This is a genomic window from Ruegeria sp. F11 (assembly GCF_056533855.1).
This window is the reverse complement of the sequence record NZ_JBQFOW010000006.1, coordinates 1-22,007: the sequence shown is the minus strand read 5'-3', so window position 1 is coordinate 22,007 and position 22,007 is coordinate 1. Positions and strand designations below refer to the sequence as shown.

Sequence of the window (22,007 nt, the reverse complement as noted above, 5' to 3'; positions counted from 1 at the left end):
GAACGACGCTTAAATCACGCTACCATCAGACTGTTCACTCAAATTGGCTGCATCACTTTCGACGGACCCCCCGCCTGCAAGCCACCCTAGCGCCGCTATCAATGCCGAAGCAAAAATGACGGACTTCGCAAATGTCGTCATCCTAAAATACTCGCAAACAAATCAATAAATATGCGCCTGATGCTACACCATTCTGCAGCAATCCATAGTCAGGTAATCCTGACCTGCGCCATTTTCCAACACATCGGCCCGTTTTTTAGGGCCACATGACAAGGACCAAAGGTTAGGGCTGGCATATTTCGCCCCGCCGCGTTATGCGCGCGGCAACTTCCCGTTCAAAGGCTGACCTCTCATGGACCTGCGCAATATCGCAATCATCGCTCACGTGGACCACGGCAAAACGACCCTGGTCGATGAGCTGCTCAAACAATCCGGCGCGTTCCGGGAAAATCAGGCCGTCGCTGAACGCGCCATGGACAGCAACGATCTGGAACGCGAGCGCGGCATCACCATCCTTGCCAAGGCTACCAGCGTTGAATGGAAAGGCACCCGGATCAACATCGTGGACACCCCCGGCCACGCCGATTTCGGCGGTGAGGTTGAGCGGATCCTGAGCATGGTCGATGGCGTGGTCCTGCTGGTCGACGCTGCCGAGGGTCCGATGCCGCAGACCAAATTCGTGACCTCCAAAGCGCTGGCGCTGGGCCTGCGCCCCATCGTTGTCCTGAACAAGGTCGACAAACCCGATGCCGAACCTGACCGCGCGTTGGACGAATGCTTCGACCTGTTCGCCAATCTGGGTGCGGATGACGACCAACTGGACTTCCCGGCCATGTATGCCTCGGGCCGCTCGGGCTGGGCGGATATGGAACTGGACGGTCCGCGCAAGGACCTGACTGCGTTGTTCGATCTGATCGTCGATCACGTGCCCGCCCCGAAGCAGGCCGACAAGAAAGACGAACCCTTCCGCATGCTGGCCACCACGCTGGGCAGCGATCCGTTCATCGGGCGCATTCTGACCGGTCGGGTCGAAAGCGGTACGCTGAAGGCTGGCGACAGTCTTAAAGCGCTCAGCCGCGATGGGACCCTGATCGAAAACTTCCGCGCCTCGAAAATCCTGGCCTTCCGTGGGTTGGCGCAACAGCCCATCGAAGTGGCCGAAGCGGGCGACATCGTCACCATCGCGGGGATGAGCAAGGCGACCGTGGCTGACTCGCTGGTCGCGCCGCAGGTTGATGAAGCCCTGCCCGCCCAGCCCATCGACCCGCCGACCATCACCGTAACCTTCGGCATAAACGACTCACCTCTTGCGGGGCGTGACGGCAAAAAGGTTCAGTCCCGCGTGATCCGCGACCGCCTGATGAAAGAGGCGGAATCCAATGTCGCCATCCGCATCAGCGACACTCCGGGCGGCGAAGCGTTCGAGGTTGCAGGCCGGGGCGAACTGCAGATGGGCGTCCTGATCGAGAACATGCGGCGTGAGGGGTTCGAACTCAGCATCTCGCGCCCGCAGGTTCTGTTCCGTGAAGAAGACGGTCAGCGGCTGGAGCCCATCGAGGAAGTCACTATCGACGTCGATGACGAATTCTCGGGCGCTGTGATCGAAAAAGTCACCGGCGCGCGCAAGGGCGAGTTGGTCGAGATGCGCCCCGCCGGTGTCGGCAAGACCCGCATCATCGCCCATGTGCCGTCACGCGGGCTTATCGGCTATCACGGCGAGTTCCTGACCGATACCCGCGGCACCGGCGTGCTGAACCGCGTGTTCCATGGCTGGGCCGCGCATAAAGGCCCGATCCCGGGCCGCCGCGCGGGCGTTCTGATCTCGATGGAGAAAGGTCAGGCCGTGGCCTACGCGCTATGGAACCTCGAAGAACGCGGCCGCATGTTCGTGGGCCCACAGGCCGAGGTCTATCAGGGCATGGTTATCGGAGAGCACTCACGCGACAACGATCTGGAAGTGAACCCGCTGAAGGGCAAGAAACTGACAAACGTGCGCGCAAGCGGGTCGGACGATGCGGTTCGCCTGACGCCCCACGTTCAGTTCTCGCTGGAAGAGGCCATCGCCTATATCGACGACGACGAATTGGTTGAGGTCACACCCAATGCCGTACGTCTGAGAAAACGCTTCCTGGACCCGCACGAACGTAAACGCATGGCAAAATCCGCCTGATTTTAGCCCGCTCTGGTTGTGCGCCTCGGAAACAATAAAAACGGTGTGGCATCTTTGCGTCGGGTTTCGATACTGTGAATACGAGAAGGCCTGCCCCAACGGCAGGCCTTCTTTCTGTTTTCGTTATTGTTTCAACTATAAGTAAGGTTAGTTATAAGTTATGCACCCTCTGGCAGTCTTGTAAATCTGACTACAAAAAGGTGTATTTGCGGCGTAAGTGTGACGTTGTTCATAAACACCAATATTTTTGTGGTGCATATGTTCGACCTAATAGAGTTAACAAGTGCCGAGGAGTTCGACATGGGCATCCAATCCCGCAAATTGCCGCTGTTTTTTGTGGCTACAACTTTCCTTTTATCTCCTGCCGGAGAATCTTTTGCGGCAGGGGTATGCGACATCAAAACCGCGCGTCAGTCCGGTGCATCAGCTCAGGTTCTATGTGAGTGCGATGCGGTCACATCCGGGATGATACGCTACCTGCAGCGCCGCAACGACTTTGACAATATCATCGCACGTCTCGGCGCAGAATGCTCTCCGTTGGCGGATGTGATCTCGGACTTTGCAACCGAATCGACAGGCTTTACCGACACCAGAACCGGTGATGGCCCAGCCGACGAAGGTGACACCGGCGGGCCTGGTGATGGCGGCGGCCCAGGTGACGACGGTGGACCGGGTGACGATGACGGACCGGGCGACAATGACGGACCGGGCGACAATGACGGACCGGGCGACAATGACGGACCGGGCGACAACGACGGACCGGGCGACAATGACGGGCCGGGTGATGGAGACGGTGATGGAGACGGCGACGGTGATGGAGACGGTGATGGAGACGGCGACGGTGATGGAGACGGCGACGGCGAGCGTGACGACGATGGTGAGCGCGACGACGACGACATCTAACTTGAAGCCGAGCCTGTGATCTAGAAACTCACTGAGCTTGAAATACTAATTTATAATCGAACCGGCGCACCATCAGGTGCGCCGGTTTCGCATTGGAAGTGCAGATTTCTGCAGATCCGCCGGTAATCAGCTTCTGCCGTAAACCCCAACCCAGCGACGCGGTTGTTCGGGATCCTGCATTCGCAGAAACAGGTAACGGGTCGAAGACCAGGGTTTGATCCGGTTCGTCAGGTTGTCCAACACCAAATCCCCTCCGGCCGAGCGATATACCAAAACCGCATGAGGCGTCCGGCTTGTATCAAGGACGGTGGCAATCAGAAGTTTGTTGGGGTCGATCCCTGCCTTGATTAGGTCCCTCTTCTTGAGCAAGGCAAAATCTTCGCAGTCCCCGCCAAGTGACGTCGGCAACGCCCAACGCTCTTGCGTTCGGTATTGGGATTGGTCCGTGATTTCGCGGGTTGTTGCATTGACCCGGCGGTTTACGGTTTTGACGATGTTCATTTCCTGCTGGCTGGACAGGTTCACTGATCGCTTGCTGGAACATGCCCAGCTATATTGCTGGCACAGTTGCCGCGCGCCCGATGGCGGCGACGAAGCAGAAACACTGCGGATGAATGCGCCTTCGGCGGCGCGAACTTCTGGCGCGGCAAACAGTGCACCAGCCAGAAAGACCGAAAGCCCCAGCTTCACCGCAAACCGCTTACCCGCGGTACCGAATTGACCTGTCCAAAAACTCATCCCTGCACCTCAATCCAAGTTTGTCCGAGCAATTGCGATCAAACTAAACTTGATTACGGTTTTCAGGACTTTAACCGCAAATCGCTCCGTTCGCGCAACGCCAGGTCAAATTGGCGGGGAAAAAAGGCGGAAACTCGTCATTTTGTTGGACCATTTCGCGCAAGAATTTGGACAGAGACGCCACAATTGATGTGATAGCAGGGGGGAAGAATTCCCGCCAAGTACCCATAAAATATGACAATTTTGAAACTTATCTCACAACCCGAAACAACCGACTCACCTCGGAGATGCCAAAAATGTGATGAGCCGAATTTCGCTTACAAGGCGGCGGTTTAGCGGGACACGCAGACCGAGAAAACGGCTACCGATTCTCACTCGGTGATTTCAACGACGACCAATTCACGCTCACTTGCGCCCCGAGCGTGATCGAGCGCGGCCTGGTACTCGGCCGAATTATAGCATTCAACCGCAGCCTCGACCGAGGGAAAGCGCGCGACCACATTGCGCGGTCTTTCCTTGCCTTCCAACTGAACATAGCGGGCCGCGCGGGCGATGAACTCACCGCCGTGTTTTGCAATAGCCGGGCCTGCGAGTTCGGCATATTTTCCATACGCCTCGGCATCCGTCACCGTAACATGTGCAATCCAAAGTGCAGCCACTTTATCCTCCCAACACCTGTTCAGCGGCTTTGATGGCCGCGTCCGCGTTAGCAGCATCGCGGCCACCGCCTTGTGCCAGATCGGGGCGTCCGCCGCCACCTTTGCCGCCCAGTTCCACAACGGCGGCCTTCACCAGATCCACCGCGGAAATCCTGTCCGTCAGATCGCCCGTGACACCCGCCGCGACCGCAGCCTTGCCACCGGTATCCGCGATCAGCAGAACGGCGCCCGACCCCAGACGGGACTTATGTTCGTCGATCAACGCTGGCAAATCCTTGCCCGACACGCCTGTCAGCGCCTGTGCAAAGAATTTGACCCCGTTCACGTCCTGCGCTTCGACCCCGTTGCCCTGCCCTGCTCCGCCGGCCATGGCCAAATCGCGACGCAACTGAGCAACCTCGTTCTGCAGCGACTTCCGCTCATCCGCCAGCGCCTTGACCCGGCCAACCACATCGCCGGGCTGGGCTTTAAGTTCCAGCGCGATCTGCGCCAGGCGATGATCCTGCGCCGACAGATATTGGAACGCGTCGTCCCCGGTCAGGGCCTCAATGCGCCGAACGCCTGCGCTACTGGCGCTGTCGCCCAGCACGACAAACGTGCCGATGTCACCGGTCTGGCGCACATGCGTTCCGCCGCACAACTCAATCGACCACGTCTCACCATCCTGCCCCTTGCCGGTGGGAGCCTTACCCATCGACACAACACGCACTTCGTCGCCATATTTCTCACCAAACAGCGCTTGCGCACCGAGTGCGCGGGCGTCGTCTGGTGTCATGATACGGGTTTCGACGGTCGAGTTCTGCCGGATGAACTCATTCACCTGACGTTCGACCTTGTGAACCTCGTCCAGAGTCAGCGCCTTTGAATGGCTGAAATCGAAGCGCAGACGATCCTCGGCGTTCAATGACCCGCGCTGCGCCACGTGATCCCCAAGCGTCTCGCGCAGGGCTTCGTGCAGAAGGTGGGTAGCCGAGTGGTTAGAGCGGATCGCCGTGCGGCGCGTGTGGTCGACCTCAAGCTCAACGGCATCGCCTTTCAACAGCGCGCCCTGATCCACTTTTACTTTGTGGGCATAGACTTTTCCGTCCGCGAACTTCTTCGTGTCTTCCACGCGGGCGACATCATCGCGTTCTTCCACCCGGCGAATCTCGCCCGAGTCACCGACCTGCCCCCCGGCCTCGCCATAGAACGGCGTCTGATTCACAACGACCCAACCGCTGCCCCCCTGTTCGATCTTGTCGACCAGAGCGCCATCGACGACCAGAGCCGCCACCTGTCCCTCGGCTTTCTCGGTATCGTAGCCAAGGAAATCCGTGGCCCCGGCGGTGTCCAACACGTCGAACCACACGGCCTGATCGGCGGCTTCACCGGAACCGGCCCAGGCGGCACGGGCCTTGGCTTTTTGTTCGGCCATCGCCGCGTCAAAGCCGTCGGTGTCTACCGTCCGGCCCTTTTCGCGCAACGCGTCCTGGGTTAAGTCCAGCGGGAAGCCATAGGTGTCATAAAGCTTGAACGCCGCGCCCCCCGGCAAGGCCGCGCCGTCCGGCAGGCTTGCAACTTCGTCATCCAGCAGCTTGAGACCGCGGTCGAGAGTTTGCTTGAAGCGGGTTTCTTCCAGCAGCAGCGTTTCTTCGATCAGGGCCTGCGCCTGCCCCAGTTCCGAGTACTGCGCGCCCATCAGTTGCACCAGCGAGGGAACCAAACGATGCATCACCGGGTCCTTCGCGCCCAGCAGATGCGCGTGCCGCATGGCGCGGCGCATGATCCGACGCAGCACGTACCCGCGCCCGTCGTTCGAGGGCATAACCCCATCGGCAATCAGGAACGAGGTCGAACGCAAATGATCCGCTATCACGCGGTGGTGCACGTTCTGATCACCATAGGGATCAACACCGGTCGCATCTGCCGACGCCTCGATCAGCGTTTTGAACAGGTCGGTGTCATAGTTGTCATGGCTGCCCTGCAGCAGCGCGCCAATCCGCTCCAGCCCCATGCCAGTATCGATCGACTGCATGTCAAGTTCGACCATCGAGCCGTCCTCGAACTGCTCGTTCTGCATGAACACGATGTTCCAGATTTCGATGAACCGGTCGCCGTCTTCCTCGGCCGAACCCGGAGGGCCACCCCAGATGTGATCACCGTGGTCATAGAAAATCTCGGTGCACGGGCCGCAAGGGCCGGTGGGGCCCATCTGCCAGAAATTGTCATTGGTGGCGATACGGATAATCCGATCCTCGGGCACACCGACCTTTTTCCAGATCTCGAACGCCTCATCATCGGTATGGTAAACCGTTGTCAGCAGGCGATTTTTGTCGACCCCGAATTCCTTGGTGATCAGTTCCCACGCGAAAGGAATGGCTTCAGGCTTGAAGTAATCCCCGAACGAGAAATTCCCCAACATCTCAAAAAACGTGTGATGCCGCGCTGTGTAGCCAACATTGTCGAGGTCATTGTGCTTGCCACCCGCACGCACACATTTCTGGGCGGTTGTAGCGCGCTGATAGTCGCGGGTTTCAACACCGGTAAACAGGTTCTTGAACTGCACCATACCTGAGTTCACGAACATCAGCGTCGGGTCATTGCGCGGCACCAGAGGGCTGGACGCCACCACCTCATGCCCCTGTTTTGCAAAGTAATTCAGAAAGGTCGATCGGATATCGTTCAGCGTGGGCATAGGGCTCTCTCAGCGCGCAATCATTCGGGTCTGCAAAGGTTTAGCCCCGTGCCCGCAGACTGTCCACAGCCCACGCGCCCGAAACGAAACAAGGCGGCCCCGATGGACCGCCCTGTTCCAGATATTCTCAGCACCATTGGGGTGCCGGGGGATTTCTGCTGTTCCCGTCAGCGTCTCTCAGGCTTCAAGGATATCATCCTCTTCCGCTTGCGGCGGCATGTCGAAATCCAACCCGTGCGCCGCGCGAATCTTGTCTTCGATCTCGAAAGCAACGCGGGTGTTGTCGCGCAGATATTGCTTGGCATTCTCACGCCCCTGCCCGATCCGCTCGTCGCCATAGCTGAACCACGAGCCCGATTTCTCGACCACACCGGCCTTGACGCCCAGATCCAGCAGCTCGCCCATCTTGCTGATGCCTTCGCCATACATGATGTCGAATTCCACCTGCTTGAAGGGCGGTGCCACCTTGTTTTTGACGACCTTAACGCGGGTCTGGTTGCCGACCACCTCGTCGCGGTCCTTGATCGCGCCGATGCGGCGGATGTCCAGACGGACCGAGCTGTAGAACTTCAGCGCATTGCCGCCGGTCGTCGTTTCCGGGCTGCCGAACATAACGCCTATCTTCATCCGGATCTGGTTGATGAAGATCACCATGCAGTTCGAGCGGTTGATCGAACCGGTCAGTTTCCGCATCGCCTGGCTCATCAGCCGGGCCTGTACGCCCACGCTGCTGTCACCCATATCGCCTTCGAGTTCCGATTTCGGCGTCAGCGCCGCCACTGAGTCGACCACGACCATGTTCACAGCCCCCGACCGCACCAGCGTATCGGTGATCTCAAGCGCCTGTTCGCCGGTATCGGGCTGCGAGATCAGCAATTCATCCAGATCAACACCTAGCTTGCGAGCATATTGCGGATCCAGCGCGTGTTCCGCGTCAACAAACGCACACACTCCGCCGCGTTTCTGCTGCTCGGCAATGCAATGCAGCGTCAGCGTGGTTTTACCGGAACTCTCGGGCCCGTAAATCTCGACAATCCGGCCCATCGGCAGACCGCCGATCCCAAGCGCGATATCCAGACCCAGCGATCCGGTCGAACTTGCGTCGATATCCTGCTTGGCATCCTCGCCCAGCTTCATGATCGAGCCCTTGCCAAATTGCCGCTCAATCTGTGCCAGCGCACTGTCGAGCGCCTTTTGCTTGTCTGCGTTTTTCTTGTCGCTCATTGTCAGAAGATCCGCCATTGTCCTGTCACTATCCCTTTTGTCACACCCTTTGACGGGCGGCAATCGCTGCTTTGTTCGCCTCTTGTTCCTTATGGGACCAAAAAGAGAACATTTCAACTAAAACTTACAGAACCTACTGTTCTGCAATTGTATTAAAGAGTCGTTTACGACAATCTGCGCAGGGCAAACTTATTCACGAGGGACAGATAAATGCTTGTTTTCTATAAAGAACGCCTGGCATTTCTTGCTGTCCCGAAAACTGGCAGCACCGCCTATCACTCGGCCTTGCGCGACCGCGCAGACCTCGTGGTGACAGGCCCGCCTGAGCTAAAACACGCGCCGGTCCGTCGATATGATCGGTTTTTTCAGAACATTTTTCGTAAAATGTATGATACCGAGATGGAGATTATGGCTGTCGTCCGCGAACCCATCGACTGGCTGGGCAGTTGGTACAGGTTTCGCAGCCGTCAGGATCGCATCGGTCATCCGCATTCGACCCGCGATCTGAGCTTTGATGAGTTTGTGCAGGCCTATATGCAAAATCCACGGCCTGAATTCGCTGATGTGGGCAGCCAAAGTCAGTTTTTTCGCACGCGGAGCAATGGATTCGGGGCAACTCATATCTTCAAATACGAGCATCAGGACAAGATTCAGAACTTCCTGCAGGAGAGGCTGGACATTGAGTTAAATCTGGCGCGCGAAAACGTATCACCGCCCCGAGACCTGTCTCTGATGTCAGAGACCGAGCGCAAATTCCGAAAAACCCACGCGGCTGAATTTGAGATACATGAATCCGCTCTGTAACCCTCAGTTCAACTGCTGAAACACAGCCTCGGTCAGTTGATTGAGCGAGAACGGTTTGGGCAGGAAGGTCGAGTTCGCGATTTCCGGCCCTGAATCACCAAACGCGCCTTCGGTATAGCCCGAGACGAAAACGACGCGCACGTCCGGGCGGGACTGCATCGCCTGTCGCACCCAGGTCGGTCCGTCCATGCCTGGCATGACGACATCCGTGACAAAAACATCAACCGTCAGGTCGGGGTCGTCCAACAGTTGCAAAGCATCTTCGGCAGATTCCGCCTCGAGCACGGTATATCCTTTCAGCCGCAGCGCACGGGTGGCAAAGGCCCGGACCGGGGCTTCGTCTTCGACCAGAAGAACGACCCCTTCGCCCTGACGCGCGCTTTTGACGTTCGGTTGGTTCTCTACCACCGGTTCGGGCTGCGAGGACACCCCGCATACCGGCAGAAGAACCGAAAACTCGGTCCCTTTCCCCGGCATGCTGTCCACAAAGATAAAGCCACCGGTTTGTTTGACGATGCCATAGGCCGTGGACAGGCCCAGACCGGTTCCCTCGCCCGTGCGTTTGGTAGTGTAGAAAGGTTCGAACACTTTTTGCAGCTTGTCTGCGGGAATGCCCATGCCGCTGTCCATCACCTTGACCGTCGCGTATTCGCCGGGTTGAACGGTCGCGCGGTCGCGCCTGACCGGATCTGTCACGTTCAGAACCCCAGTCTCGATCCGGATTTCGCCACCTTCAGGCATGGCGTCGCGCGCGTTGACCACTAGGTTCATCAACACCTGCTCAAGCTGGCGCTTATCCGCCCGAACGGGTTTCAGGATTGGATCGTGGCTGAGCGTCAACTGGATCTTTTCCCCCACCAGACGATTCAACAGGTGGATCAGGTCGGAAATCGTGTCGCGCAGGTCCAGAACCTCGGGGCGGAGGGTTTGTTTGCGCGAAAACGCTAGAAGCTGGCTGACCAGCGCAGCGGCGCGATTGGCGTTCTGGTGTATCTGAACCAGATCGCCGTAATTCGGATCGTTCTGGTCGTGCCGCAGCAAAAGCAGATCGCAATGGCCGGATATTGCCGTTAGCAAGTTGTTGAAATCATGCGCCACGCCGCCCGCCAATTGCCCGACAGCCTGCATTTTCTGACCTTGCACGAACTGTGCCTCAAGCGTCTTGAGCTCGGTCGCGTCGTTCATAACCGCGATCAGACAGACCTGACCGTCGATCACATCCCGCCCCAGCGTAACCTGAACAAACACCTCTTTATCCTCGCGGCTGAGGCGCAGAAACTCGGACCGCGGCGCTTCTTCGCCCGAGGCGGTCCGGGCCAGCCAGTCCAGCATCGGGTGCCCAAGGCCTTGCATGATCTGGCTGATATTGGTGTTGTTCAACTCGTTTTGTCCCAGCAGTTTTCCGGCAAGACGGTTGGCTTCGAGAATCGCGCCCTCGGGGCTCAGCCGCAAAATCGGAACGGGCAGATCTGCAATAGCCGTCTCAGAACCTTGTGCAACCGTTTCCTGCAAAGGCAGCGCAATCAGGCTGCGGCTTATCCCGGACCGGGAAAGCTGCGACACTGCTGCTGGAACTGGCCCTGTCTCGGTCTGCATCTGGCAGATCGCCGCCCCTTCCGTAATATCGCCTTGAAACACCTGATCCGTGGACTTGGGCCTGTAGCCCAGAACCTTCACTGCAGCATCATTCGCCCGCAGCACGACGCCGTTGCGACCCTCGGTCAGAATTGGAAGCTCCGCATTGCCTCGGGGATCTTGCCCATCCAACTGAAACCGCCAGCAATAGACACCCCTTTGTGGCACGAAAACGGACACAGGGATCGTGGTACCCAGTGTTACAACATCCTCAACCGCGCGCCCCCGTGTTTGCGCCTGAAACGTCAGTCGCAGTAACAAGGCCGAAGGGTTGGCAAAGGTCGAACGCAAGCACTTGGCCATAGTCACGCCTGGTTCGGCTTGAAACCGTTCGCGGGCGTGACTGTTGGCGGCCAACACGTCGCCCCGCGCATTGGCGATCAGACAGGGGGCGGCATCCTGTTCAGCAAAAGCAGCCATCACGGCCAGCGCTTGCCGCGCGGATTGGTCGGCTAAATGTCCTTTGATCCAGAATAAGGCGACAACGCCAAAAACCGACACGCCGATGGCTTGCAGACCCGCGCTCCAGTCCAGCGGCGTTATCCCAGCAACGGGGCCGAGGCCCAACCCGACCGCGAGTAAAAGCAACGGCACCAAACGGGACATCGGCGGTGTTTTGCGAAATGTCGGGTCAGAAAAGAACTCTGCAGTATCGGACATGTACGACTCGAGCAATGGATTCAACGGATTACCAGCGCAAATTGGTTAATGTCCGCTTAACATCGCAGCAAGTCGGGAATTCCATCCTAAGTTGATGTCTACCACGTCACTTTCGCGCAAGATGTGCGGTGAAGAAACCATCTGTACCTTGTGATACCTGCCATGATTTCTGGAACACCTGCTGCCAATCCGGGTGGTCTTTCAGAAATCGATCGACGATCAAGCCATTCTCATCCCACAGCATAGAACAGGTCGCATAGGCGAGCACTCCGTCTGGGCGCACCAAATCCGCGACCTCAGCCAGAATGCCGGACTGAATAGTTGTTAATTCGAGCAGACGATCCTCGGTCAGTGCCCATTTTCCGGCGGGTGCGCGACGCCAGGCCCCGCTGCCCGAGCACGGCGCGTCCGCCAGCACCACGTCAAACGGCGCGTGGCGAGCGATCTGATCAGTGGACAGCGTTTTGATTTTGGCTTCGGCGCGGTCGGCGCGGGCCGGAAGGTCGCGCATCCGTGCGGGATCGATGTCATGGGCAAAAACCTCGACGCCGGGGTGCGCCGCCAGCGCCAGAGACTTTCCGCCCCCGCCCGCGCAATAGTCCAGAACCCGCAATCCCGGCTTCAGGTCCAGCGCCGCAACCACCGCCTGGCTGGCTGCGTCCTGAAGCTCGACCAGCCCATCGGTATAGGCGCGGCTTTGGGCGATCTTTCGTGCGCCCTCCACTACCTCTAACGCCGTTTCGCAAGCTGGATGCGCGCGGGTGGAAATGCCATCGCTGGCTAGTGAGGCGATTGCCTTTGAAATATCGGATTTGAGAAGATTGACCCGCAGATGAACAGGCGCGCGACTTTGCAGGGCCTTCGCTGCCTCGGTCGCCTCATCCCCCAGCGAGACCGCGAAGCGAGGCCAGAGCCAATCGGGGATGTCGTAATGCTCCGCGTCTGACGCGAAATCCCGGCTTTGCTCTGCCGCCTCGATCTGCTCGGGTGCATGCCGTTCACCAGAAAACAAGGCGTCGAGGTCTCCCCCAACCGCCCGCACAGCGCCAATCATCAGGCCACGCCCGGTTTCTGCGCCGCCCAACGCAGCAAAGGACCGCTTGCAGCGCAGCGAGTCAAACACATGATCCCGCACCGCCGCCCGGTCCTTGGACCCGGCAAAACGGCTGCGCCTTGCCCAGCCTGTCAGCGCCTTTTCAGCCGGTTGACCGGCCAAAATCTGGTCAAGGATTTCAATCGAGGCCTGAACGCGCGCCGCAGGGGTCATCTCTTGTCTCGTCCGTCCGTGAGGGTTGACCTCACATCACCCGATAGTTCGGGCTTTCGCGAGTGATCTGAACGTCATGCACGTGGCTTTCCTTCAGGCCCGCGCCGGTGATTTTGACGAAATTGCAGTTCCGGCGCATCTCATCAACCGTCGCACAGCCGGTATACCCCATCGCCGCGCGCAGGCCGCCAACCAACTGATGCACTACGGCGCTGGCGGAACCCTTGTAGGGCACCTGCCCCTCGATCCCCTCGGGCACCAGCTTGTCGCTGGCCGCATCTTTCTGGAAATACCGATCCGCCGAGCCACGTGCCATCGCACCCAGGCTGCCCATGCCGCGATAGGATTTGAACGAACGGCCCTGATAAAGGATTACCTCGCCCGGGCTTTCATCCGTGCCTGCGATCATCGAACCGACCATAGCGCAGGACGCCCCCGCCGCGATGGCCTTGGCGAAATCGCCCGAGAACTTGATGCCGCCATCGGCAATCACCGGAACGTCCTGAGCGGCGGCCGCGCAATCCATGATTGCCGTCAGCTGAGGCACCCCGACCCCCGCCACCATCCGCGTGGTGCAAATCGAGCCCGGCCCGATCCCCACCTTGATCGCATCCGCGCCCGCGTCGATCAGCGCCTTGGTCGCCTCGCCAGTAGCCACGTTACCCGCGATGATCTGCACCTCATTCGACAGCGTCTTCACCCGCTTCACCGCGTCCAGAACACCTTGCGAATGCCCGTGGGCAGTATCGACCACAATGATATCGACACCGGAATCCACCAGTTGCTCGGACCGCTCGAACCCCGCATCGCCGACCGAGGTCGCAGCGGCCACGCGCAGGCGGCCCAGACGGTCCTTGCAGGCGGTCGGGTTCAGCACCGCCTGTTCGGTGTCTTTCAGGGTCAGCAGACCGGTCAGCTTGCCATCACCATCGACGACCAGCAGCTTTTCAATACGACGGGCGCGCATCAGGCTCTTGGCCTCTTCCAGATCGGCAGGCTCTTGCAGCATCGCCAAATTGTCCGAGGTCATCATCGCCTTGATCGGCGTATCGTCCGAGGTGGCAAAGCGCATGTCGCGGTTCGTGACAATGCCAACAACGCGCCCTTCGCCATCGACAACCGGGAAACCGGTGAAGTTGTACCGCTCAACCAACGCCTGCGCATCCGCCAGCGTCTGATCCGCGCGCAATGTCACCGGGTTATAGACGATACCCGATTCGAACCGCTTGACCCGCCGCACTTCGCGGGCTTGCTCCTCGACCGAAAGGTTCTTGTGAACAACGCCGATGCCCCCGGCCTGCGCCATTGCGATGGCCATGCGCGCCTCGGTCACAGTGTCCATGGCCGAGCTGAGCAGCGGGATGTTCATGGTGATCTCACGCGTCACGCGCGTGGTCGTATCCGCCGTTGCCGGAAGCACAGAAGATGCGCCCGGAACCAGTAGAACGTCGTCAAAGGTGAGTGCCTCACGAATCTGCATCTGCTAACCCCATGCAAAAGCCCGTTTGGCGGTGACCCTATTGCATGGTTTTGACCCAAGGAAAAGCCCCCATCCCCAAGTTGTTGACCCGTGCGGGCCGATGCCGCGCCACAAAACGACGCAACCGGCCAAAAACGTGCCGCTGATTGCCCTTTCCCTTTGCGCGCAAAACCATATCTTGCGCGGTATACGCGCGAATACAAAGGCAGGCCGATCATGACCACCGACCCTCTTGTCGTCTTTACCCCCTCGGGCAAACGCGGGCATTTCCCCGTTGGCACGCCGATTTTGACGGCGGCACGGCAATTGGGGGTTGATCTGGATTCGGTCTGTGGCGGGCGCGGAATTTGCTCGAAATGTCAGATCACGCCCAGCTTTGGTGAGTTTCCCAAACACGGCGTCACCGTCTCTGACGGCGCGCTGAGCGAGTGGAACGCGGTCGAACAACGCTACGACGACAAGCGCGGCCTTAAACCGGGCCGCCGCCTGGGCTGTCAGGCCACGGTTCAGGGCGATGTGGTGATCGACGTGCCGCCTGAATCTCAGGTCCACCGTCAGGTCGTCCGCAAGGCCGCCGCAGCGCGCGCGATCACCATGGACCCGGCAACGCGTCTGTACTTCGTCGTCGTCGAAGAGCCTGACATGCACTCCCCCACCGGCGATCTGGAGCGTCTGGAACGTGCCCTGCAGCAACAGTGGAGCATCGACGCCGTGACCGCCGATCTGTCGCTGATGTCGAAACTGCAGCCCACCCTGCGCAAAGGCAAATGGGAGGTCACCGTCGCCGTTCACAAAGGCCACAAAGACACCGTGGCCCGCATCGTGGAAATCTGGCCCGGCCTGCATGAACAGGGTCTTTTTGGGCTGGCCATCGACCTCGGTTCAACCACTATCGCGGCGCACTTGACCGATCTGGAAACCGGTGAGGTCAAGGCCTCGTCCGGACTGATGAACCCGCAAATCCGGTTCGGCGAAGACCTGATGAGCCGCGTCTCCTATGCCATGATGAACCCCGGCGGCGACAAGGAAATGACCAAGGCCGTGCGCGAGGCGATCAACGACCTGACAACCTCCATCGCGGACGAGGCCGGGATCGACGCCGCGCTGATCGTCGAGACGGTGTTTGTCTGCAACCCTGTCATGCACCACCTTCTACTGGGCCTCGATCCGGTCGAGCTGGGTCAGGCACCCTTTGCGCTGGCGACGTCCGAAGCAGTATCCCTGCCCGCGCGCGAGATGGACCTGACCAACATGAACGCGCGCGCGCAGGTCTATATCCTGCCCTGCATCGCGGGCCATGTGGGCGCGGATTGTGCGGCAGTGGCGCTGTCCGAAGAACCCGGCAAATCCGAAGACCTTGTGCTGATCGTCGATGTGGGCACCAACGCCGAAATCCTACTGGGCAATTTGACCCGTGTTCTGGCCTGCTCGTCACCCACCGGTCCCGCCTTCGAGGGCGCGCAGATCAGTTCCGGCCAACGCGCCGCACCCGGGGCCATCGAGCGGATCGAAATCGACCCTGTGACCAAAGAACCCCGCTTCCGCGTCATCGGGTCCGAGAAATGGTCGGACGAGGACGGCTTCGACAAGGACATCGCCACCACCGGCATCACCGGCATCTGCGGCTCGGGCATTATCGAGGCCGTGGCGGAAATGCGCATCGCGGGACTGTTGGACGAAAGCGGGTTGATCGGGTCCGCCGAGCAAACCGGCACCCCCCGCTGCGTGCCCGAAGGCCGCACACATGCCTATCTGATCCACGACGCCAGCGCCGAGGGCGGCCCTCGCATCACCGTCACCCAAGGCGATATCCGCGCCATCCAACTGGCGAAATCCGCGCTCTACGCCGGTGCCCGCCTGCTGATGGATGAGATGGAGGTCGACAAGGTCGACCGCGTGGTGTTGGCCGGGGCGTTCGGCGCGCATATTTCGACCAAACACGCGATGGTTCTGGGCATGATCCCCGACGCGCCGCTCGACAAGGTCTCAAGCGCGGGCAACGCCGCCGGAACCGGAGCGCGGATCGCGCTCTGCAACATCTCGGCCCGCGCCGAGATTGAACGCGTTGTGCGCGAGATTACCAAGGTCGAAACCGCCATCGAGCCGAAGTTTCAGGACCATTTCGTCGCCGCCAACGCCATCCCGCACAAAACGGACCCGTTCCCGGAATTGGCGCAGGTCGTCACCCTGCCGAATCCCAGCTTCAACACCGGAGGGGACGCCGAGACTGGCACCGGTCGCCGACGTCGGCGTCGCGGCTGAATCCCTACGCCATCAAATGGCTGATGGCACCCATCAGGCCGGATCGCCTGCCCGATCCCGATCCTGCAATGACCGGATACGCATACGCTGCGCGGCCCGGACATGGGCCCGCATTTCTGTTTCGGCAGCGGCACCATCGCGGGCTTTCAGGGCATCCATGATGCGTGTGTGTTCGGCAACGGCCTCACCCGCGCGGTCTGTATCCAATAACTGGGACGGACCCAAAATCAGCAGTGCTTTCTGCAACGACAACATGGATTTCGTCAAAAAACGGTTCTTGGCCGCATCCAGCAGAGTCGCATGGAATATCCGGTTGAGCCGAACCGCCTCGGGCCCGGTTCCCGCATCAGCCAACTGGCTGTTCAGCACCTCAAGCTCGTCCAACTCAACATCCGACGCCGCGCGCGTGGCGAGCCGGGCTGCCGTGCCTTCAAGCACTGCGCGCATTTCGTACAATTCCATAACCTCGGCATAATCAAGGCTGCGCACCGTCGCGCCGAGCCTTGGGATATGCGACACCAGCCCATCTGCTTCCAACTGCCGAATAGCCTCGCGTACCGGCGTCCGGCTGACGCCCAGCCGATCCGACAACTCGATTTCCCGCAGCCGGTCACCCGGCGCAAGCGAACCGTCGCGAATTTCTTCGAGCAACTGCCGATAGGTGGAATTGCCCTGCGGCCCCGGTTGAATCGCGTCTTCCTGACTTGTCATTTCTTGCATGAGTCCTTATTGCGTTCTTTTGGATACATTCGGATACTTTTGAAGTCAACGCGATGGGAACAACCATCTTGCCGACACAACCCGCAGAACTTTCTCTTCTTCAGCAACGGGGCCTGACCTTTGCCGTCGCGACCGTGGGAACGGCTGCATTTTGGCTTCTCGGCCTGCCCCTGCCTTTCCTGTTCGGACCGATGTCCGCCTGCCTGATCGCCGCGCTGGCGCAGGCACCTTTGAAAGGCTTCGGCCAAATCTCCATCGCTGCCCGCACCATATTGGGCGTCGCCGTCGGCGCATCCATCACCCCCAGCCTGTTTGTGGAACTTCCCAAAATGGCCGCTTCGATCATGCTGGTGCCTCTGTTCATCCTGTTGATCGCGCTGGTCGGGGTCCCTTTCTTTCGCAAGGTTTGGGGATACGACAACATCACGGCCTTTTATGCGGCCATGCCCGGCGGGCTGCAGGACATGATCATTTTCGGCACCGAGGCCGGAGCCAACCCCCGCACCCTGTCCCTGATCCACGGCACCCGCGTCCTGATCATCGTGACCCTCGCCCCGATATTCCTGATGGTGTTTTACGACGCGGAACTGACGAACCCCATCGGCAAGCCCGCAAGCCAGCTTCCCATTCACGAGTTGCTGTTGATGGTCCTCGCAGCCGTGATCGGCTGGAAGGGCGGAGAACGAATTGGCCTGTTCGGCGCGTCGATCCTCGGCCCGATGATCCTGACCGCCGCGCTGTCGCTGGGGGATTTCATCCACACCCGCCCCCCGCGTGAGGCTATTCTGGTGGCGCAATTTTTCATTGGCTGTGCCATCGGAGTGCAATTCGTCGGCGTCACCTTGCGAGAACTCAGGCGTGTTGTGGCGGCGGGCGTGGCCTATGTCGGCCTTCTCGCCATTCTTGCGGCCAGCTTCACCGCCGTTGTCACAATGCTGGGCCTTGGGCGTCCGCTGGACGCATTCCTTGCCTATGCACCGGGTGGACAGGCCGAGATGACGGTATTGGCCATCGTAACTGGGGCCGATCTGGGCTTTGTGGTCACCCACCACCTGACACGCATCGTGCTGGTCATCATCGGCGCACCCATCGCGGCGAACCTGTTGGCCCGATGGTTTGGGCCAAAGAACTGATATTGCAGAATTTTGGAGCGGGTAGCGGGAATCGAACCCGCGCGTTCAGCTTGGGAAGCTGACAGGCTACCATTACATCATACCCGCCGCGCGGGACTGGATAGCACCGGTTCCGATCCGGGATCAAGCGGGTTCGTCGAAAATCGTCACTCGGTCCGCGCACGCAGGCTATCGATCAGGGATTGGTCAACGTCCAAAGCCTCACCCGCAGCTTCCAAAGTTTGCCGATCCAGATGCTGAGGGCTCAGGTCCACATCCTTTGAGAATGCTTTAACAATCGCATTCATCGCGTTGATTCTGGCGTATTTCTTGTTGTTCGCAGGGACCACATGCCAGGGCGCAATCTCGGTTGAGGTCCGGGCCAACATCTCGTCCACCGCCACCGTCGTCTCGTCCCATTTCTCGCGGTTACGGAAATCTTCGTAGGTGAGTTTCCAGCGTTTGAGAGGGTTTTTCAGCCGTTCGGTGAAACGCTGCATCTGTTCCTCGGGCGAGATGTGAAAGAACAGCTTCACGATCCGCGTTCCGTCATCGACCAGCATGCGTTCGAAATCGTTGATTTCACGGTAACCGGCGCGCCAGCGTTCTTCCGGTGTGAATTTCTCGATCCGCTCGACCAACACGCGGCCATACCAACTGCGATCAAAGGCCGAGATCGCGCCCGCCGGGGGCAGACGTTCCCAGAATCGCAACAGGTAGTGCCGGTTGAGGTAGTAGTTCCGAGGCGCTCCGATAGGCCAAACCTTGAAACTGCGCGGGTCCAGGGCCTGACTGATCCGCCGAATGGTCCCCCCTTTGCCCGCCGCATCCCAGCCCTCAAACACGAGCACGCCTTTCAGGCCATGGAACAGAAATGCCTGCTGGATGATAGACAGCTTGGCCTGCAAGTCCACAAGCTGTTCGAAATACTCGTCCTTTTTCAATCGCTTGGTCAGGTCCGCATCGGACAGTTTCGGGGGGATGTGCTTGGCCATGACCTCTCCTGATCCTTGCAACCGGGGTCAGCTTATTGTGCCGGGTTTCGCAGACAAGACTTTGATCAGGGTCAAACGAAAAAGGCCGGGCACATGCCCGGCCTTTGCGCTGTATTCGGCGTGGGTTACGCGCGGCGGCGGCGTCCACCACCGCGGCGACCACGGCCTTCAGTTTCGGCACCGGCCTCGGCGGGCGGTTTGTTGAACCGAATCCACTCGCTCCCGTGCGGGTCATTGTTGGTCAGCAGGTTGGCAGCGCGGATGGCCTCCATTTCCTTGCCCGCTCGCGGCAGGGTCGAGCCCAGACCGAACAGTTGGCAGAAGGTTTCGTCATCCATATCCGCAGGCAGGACGATGCCCTTGGCCTCAACCTCGGCCTTCTTCTCTGCCAGTTTCTTTGGACCAACTGGCAGAGCCACCGGGTTCATGATCGCCGAGGTCATGCCAGCACCCATCGCCATCGGCAGGAAGGCGTTGTTGATGCCGTGACGGTTGGGCAAGCCGAACGACACGTTCGACGCGCCGCAGGTGGTGTTCACGCCAAGCTCTTCGCGAAGGCGGCGGACCAAGGCGAACACCTGCTGACCAGCGGTTGCCATCGCACCGATGGGCATAACCAGCGGGTCAACTACGATGTCATGAGCCGGGATGCCGAAATCGGCGGCGCGCTCGACGATCTTTTTGGCCACATCGAAGCGAACATTGGGGTCTTCCGAGATGCCGGTATCGTCGTTCGAAATCGCAACAACGGGAACGTTGTATTTCTTGACCAGCGGCAGAACCAGTTCCAGACGATCTTCTTCACCAGTGACCGAGTTCAACAGCGGACGCCCCTCAGCCGCTTCAAGACCCGCTTCCAGCGCACCCGGAACCGACGAGTCGATGCACAGCGGCACATCGACCAGACCCTGCACCAGCTCGACGATCTTGGTCATCAGCGGTGGCTCGGTCTCGTTCGGGTTGGGGTTCGAGTTGTAGACAACGCCCGCATTGATATCCAGAACTGTGGCACCTGCGGCAACCTGCGCTAGCGCGTCCTTTTCAACGGTCGAGAAATCGCCCGCCTCCAGTTCAGCAGCCAGTTTCTTGCGCCCCGTGGGGTTGATCCGCTCGCCGATCACGCAGAACGGTTCGTCGAAGCCCAGAACGGCGGTTTTTGTTTTTGATTCTACGACTGTACGGGTCATGTCCGTTCCTTAAGCGTTTGCAGGCTTCGCCGAAGCGCCGCCGTTATTGATCGCCCAGTTGGCGTTGGTCTTGATCCCGCCGAGCGGGAAGAAATGCACGTTGGTGATGTTGAAATCCGGGTTGGCCGCCTTGTGTTCGGCCAGTTCGGTCAGAACATCCGTGGGCTCGTAGGGCAGCAACAGCTTGGAGACATCCATCGCGCGCTTTTGCAGAACCTTCAGCGAGGGTCCAACGCCGCAGGCAATCGCGAATTTGATTAGAGTCTGCAGCTTGGCCGGACCCGCGATACCTATGTGGATCGGCAGGTCGATGCCCGCCTCTTTAAGACTGTCGGCCCAGGCGATAATCGGCTTGGCGTCAAAGGCGAACTGAGTGGCCAGCGCCATTTCGGCGTCGGTGGTTTCCGAGAATTTCTGCTTCCAGCGCAGCGCGTCGTCGACATTTTTGGTCGAGCCGTCCGGGTCGATATCCTTGTTGCCCTCGGGGTGGCCCGCAACGTGCAGACGCTTGAAGCCTGCCTTGTCGAACAGACCGGTCTCCAGCAACTGCATCGAGCTGTGGAAATCCCCATGCGGCTTCTCGACACCACCAGCCAGCAGCAGCGCCTGTTCAACGCCCGCCTCGCCCTGATACATGGAAATCCAGTTCTCCAGCGCCGCGGCGTCCTTAATGATGCGCGCCGGGAAATGCGGCATGACCGGATAGCCTTCATCAGCGACGCGCTTGGCGGTTTTGACCATATCCTCGATGGGCGTGCCTTCGATATGGGCGATGTAGACGCGGGTGCCTTCAGGCAGCAGCGCGCGGAAATCTTCGACCTTTTCGGCGGTGCGTGGCATCACCTCGATCGAATAGCCCTGCAAAAAGGCTTCGACGGTCGGATTCACGGGGCCGTTTTCGACCACATCACGTTTCTTGAAGTTCAGCAAAGCCATCGCGGCCTCCCATAAAGATTTCGGGCTCATGCCCAACCGTCATTTGCGATCAGCGCCTTGATGCGGTCCTGATCGTATTCCGTTTCCAGACGCACGGCCTCGGCCTCGGCAATCTCGGACGGGTCGCCTTCGACTGCGAAAGGTTCGGCTTTGCGCCATTCGGCAAGGTAGGCATCGCTGTCCTTGGCGTTCACCTTCATGGCAGCCCGGTCGATGGCTTGCTCGAACCGCTCCTCCAACTGCCGCTTGGCGCCACGGCGGCCTTTGCCGACGATGACTTGGGCGGGAATGTCGCGCCAGTATACGATGGTGACGTCAGGCATCGCCTTTGATTCCTCCTAACCAGATGGGCCGGTTCTAAACGGCAATATGGGTTTGGGTCGGTCGAATTTCGACACCCGACGCTTTTCCAGCGACCTTTTGGTCCACGATTGCGTACCGGGTTTCTAGCCAATCCCCCAGGAAATGCGCATATCAAATTTTTCAACGTTTGTATGAACGCCCTGCATAACAACGAAAACCCCCGGACGGCGGCGGCCGTCCAGATCGGAAGAGCACACGTCTGAACTCCAGTCACTCTC

At 59.5% G+C, this 22,007-nt stretch carries 17 protein-coding genes and 1 tRNA gene; 5 read left to right on the top strand and 13 right to left on the bottom strand.

Features of this window, described 5'->3' with window-relative positions; genetic code table 11:
• Positions 1-352 precede the first annotated feature (352 nt).
• A complete protein-coding gene (typA, locus tag ACR0NJ_RS09135; protein ID WP_480816821.1) occupies positions 353-2,170 on the top strand; it encodes a translational GTPase TypA in 1,818 nt (605 codons plus the stop codon).
• 465 nt (positions 2,171-2,635) lie between these two features.
• On the top strand, positions 2,636-3,073 hold the full coding sequence (locus ACR0NJ_RS09130; protein ID WP_480816820.1) for a hypothetical protein: 438 nt from the start codon (positions 2,636-2,638) through the stop codon (positions 3,071-3,073).
• A gap of 126 nt (positions 3,074-3,199) precedes the next feature.
• Here ACR0NJ_RS09130 and ACR0NJ_RS09125 read toward each other — a convergent pair whose 3' ends face one another.
• The 4 genes from ACR0NJ_RS09125 to recA form a co-directional block, all read right to left on the bottom strand.
• Positions 3,200-3,811: a transglutaminase-like cysteine peptidase gene (locus ACR0NJ_RS09125; protein ID WP_480816819.1), complete on the bottom strand. Its 612-nt coding sequence runs from the start codon at positions 3,809-3,811 to the stop codon at positions 3,200-3,202.
• Positions 3,812-4,182: 371 nt separating this feature from the next.
• The gene (locus tag ACR0NJ_RS09120) at positions 4,183-4,470 is read right to left on the bottom strand and encodes a DUF1330 domain-containing protein (RefSeq protein WP_480816818.1); all 288 of its coding nucleotides are present in this window, start codon (positions 4,468-4,470) and stop codon (positions 4,183-4,185) included.
• Position 4,471: 1 nt separating this feature from the next.
• Positions 4,472-7,144, bottom strand: a complete 2,673-nt coding sequence (gene alaS, locus ACR0NJ_RS09115; RefSeq protein WP_480816817.1) for an alanine--tRNA ligase — start codon at positions 7,142-7,144, stop codon at positions 4,472-4,474.
• 177 nt (positions 7,145-7,321) lie between these two features.
• Positions 7,322-8,386, bottom strand: a complete 1,065-nt coding sequence (gene recA / locus ACR0NJ_RS09110) for a recombinase RecA (RefSeq protein WP_480816816.1) — start codon at positions 8,384-8,386, stop codon at positions 7,322-7,324.
• 192 nt (positions 8,387-8,578) lie between these two features.
• Here recA and ACR0NJ_RS09105 point away from each other — a divergent pair, with 192 nt between their 5' ends.
• Positions 8,579-9,172, top strand: a complete 594-nt coding sequence (locus ACR0NJ_RS09105; protein WP_480816815.1) for a sulfotransferase family 2 domain-containing protein — start codon at positions 8,579-8,581, stop codon at positions 9,170-9,172.
• A gap of 3 nt (positions 9,173-9,175) precedes the next feature.
• Here ACR0NJ_RS09105 and ACR0NJ_RS09100 read toward each other — a convergent pair whose 3' ends face one another.
• The 3 genes from ACR0NJ_RS09100 to guaB all read right to left on the bottom strand — a co-directional run bounded on the left by ACR0NJ_RS09100 (position 9,176) and on the right by guaB (position 14,214).
• Positions 9,176-11,467: a two-component system sensor histidine kinase NtrB gene (locus tag ACR0NJ_RS09100; RefSeq protein WP_480816814.1), complete on the bottom strand. Its 2,292-nt coding sequence runs from the start codon at positions 11,465-11,467 to the stop codon at positions 9,176-9,178.
• A gap of 106 nt (positions 11,468-11,573) precedes the next feature.
• Positions 11,574-12,734 (bottom strand): RsmB/NOP family class I SAM-dependent RNA methyltransferase, encoded by a 1,161-nt coding sequence (locus ACR0NJ_RS09095; RefSeq protein WP_480816813.1) that lies wholly within the window; start codon positions 12,732-12,734, stop codon positions 11,574-11,576.
• Between the two features lie 31 nt (positions 12,735-12,765).
• Positions 12,766-14,214, bottom strand: a complete 1,449-nt coding sequence (gene guaB, locus ACR0NJ_RS09090; RefSeq protein ID WP_480816812.1) for an IMP dehydrogenase — start codon at positions 14,212-14,214, stop codon at positions 12,766-12,768.
• Positions 14,215-14,430: 216 nt separating this feature from the next.
• Between guaB and ACR0NJ_RS09085 the strand changes: the two genes are divergently transcribed.
• Positions 14,431-16,476, top strand: coding sequence for an ASKHA domain-containing protein (locus tag ACR0NJ_RS09085; RefSeq protein WP_480816811.1), 2,046 nt, complete (start codon positions 14,431-14,433; stop codon positions 16,474-16,476).
• A 33-nt stretch (positions 16,477-16,509) separates the two neighbouring features.
• On the opposite strand, the gene ACR0NJ_RS09080 is transcribed toward ACR0NJ_RS09085, so the two are convergent.
• The gene (locus ACR0NJ_RS09080) at positions 16,510-17,187 is read right to left on the bottom strand and encodes a GntR family transcriptional regulator (RefSeq protein WP_480817078.1); all 678 of its coding nucleotides are present in this window, start codon (positions 17,185-17,187) and stop codon (positions 16,510-16,512) included.
• Positions 17,188-17,249: 62 nt separating this feature from the next.
• Between ACR0NJ_RS09080 and ACR0NJ_RS09075 the strand changes: the two genes are divergently transcribed.
• Positions 17,250-18,329 carry an AbrB family transcriptional regulator gene (locus tag ACR0NJ_RS09075; RefSeq protein ID WP_480816810.1) on the top strand — a complete coding sequence of 360 codons (1,080 nt, stop codon included), beginning with the start codon at positions 17,250-17,252 and terminating at the stop codon, positions 18,327-18,329.
• Between the two features lie 13 nt (positions 18,330-18,342).
• Here the strand turns inward: ACR0NJ_RS09075 and ACR0NJ_RS09070 are convergent.
• The 5 genes from ACR0NJ_RS09070 to ACR0NJ_RS09050 form a co-directional block, all read right to left on the bottom strand.
• A tRNA-Gly gene (locus tag ACR0NJ_RS09070) sits at positions 18,343-18,416 on the bottom strand.
• Positions 18,417-18,475: 59 nt separating this feature from the next.
• Positions 18,476-19,303: a polyphosphate kinase 2 family protein gene (locus ACR0NJ_RS09065; protein WP_480816809.1), complete on the bottom strand. Its 828-nt coding sequence runs from the start codon at positions 19,301-19,303 to the stop codon at positions 18,476-18,478.
• A gap of 125 nt (positions 19,304-19,428) precedes the next feature.
• Complete coding sequence (locus ACR0NJ_RS09060; RefSeq protein WP_480816808.1) at positions 19,429-20,490, bottom strand: methyltetrahydrofolate cobalamin methyltransferase; 1,062 nt, start codon at positions 20,488-20,490, stop codon at positions 19,429-19,431.
• 9 nt (positions 20,491-20,499) lie between these two features.
• Positions 20,500-21,426, bottom strand: coding sequence for a methylenetetrahydrofolate reductase (locus ACR0NJ_RS09055; protein WP_480816807.1), 927 nt, complete (start codon positions 21,424-21,426; stop codon positions 20,500-20,502).
• Positions 21,427-21,452: 26 nt separating this feature from the next.
• Positions 21,453-21,749, bottom strand: coding sequence for a virulence factor (locus ACR0NJ_RS09050; protein ID WP_170324990.1), 297 nt, complete (start codon positions 21,747-21,749; stop codon positions 21,453-21,455).
• Between the last annotated feature and the right edge of the window lie 258 nt (positions 21,750-22,007).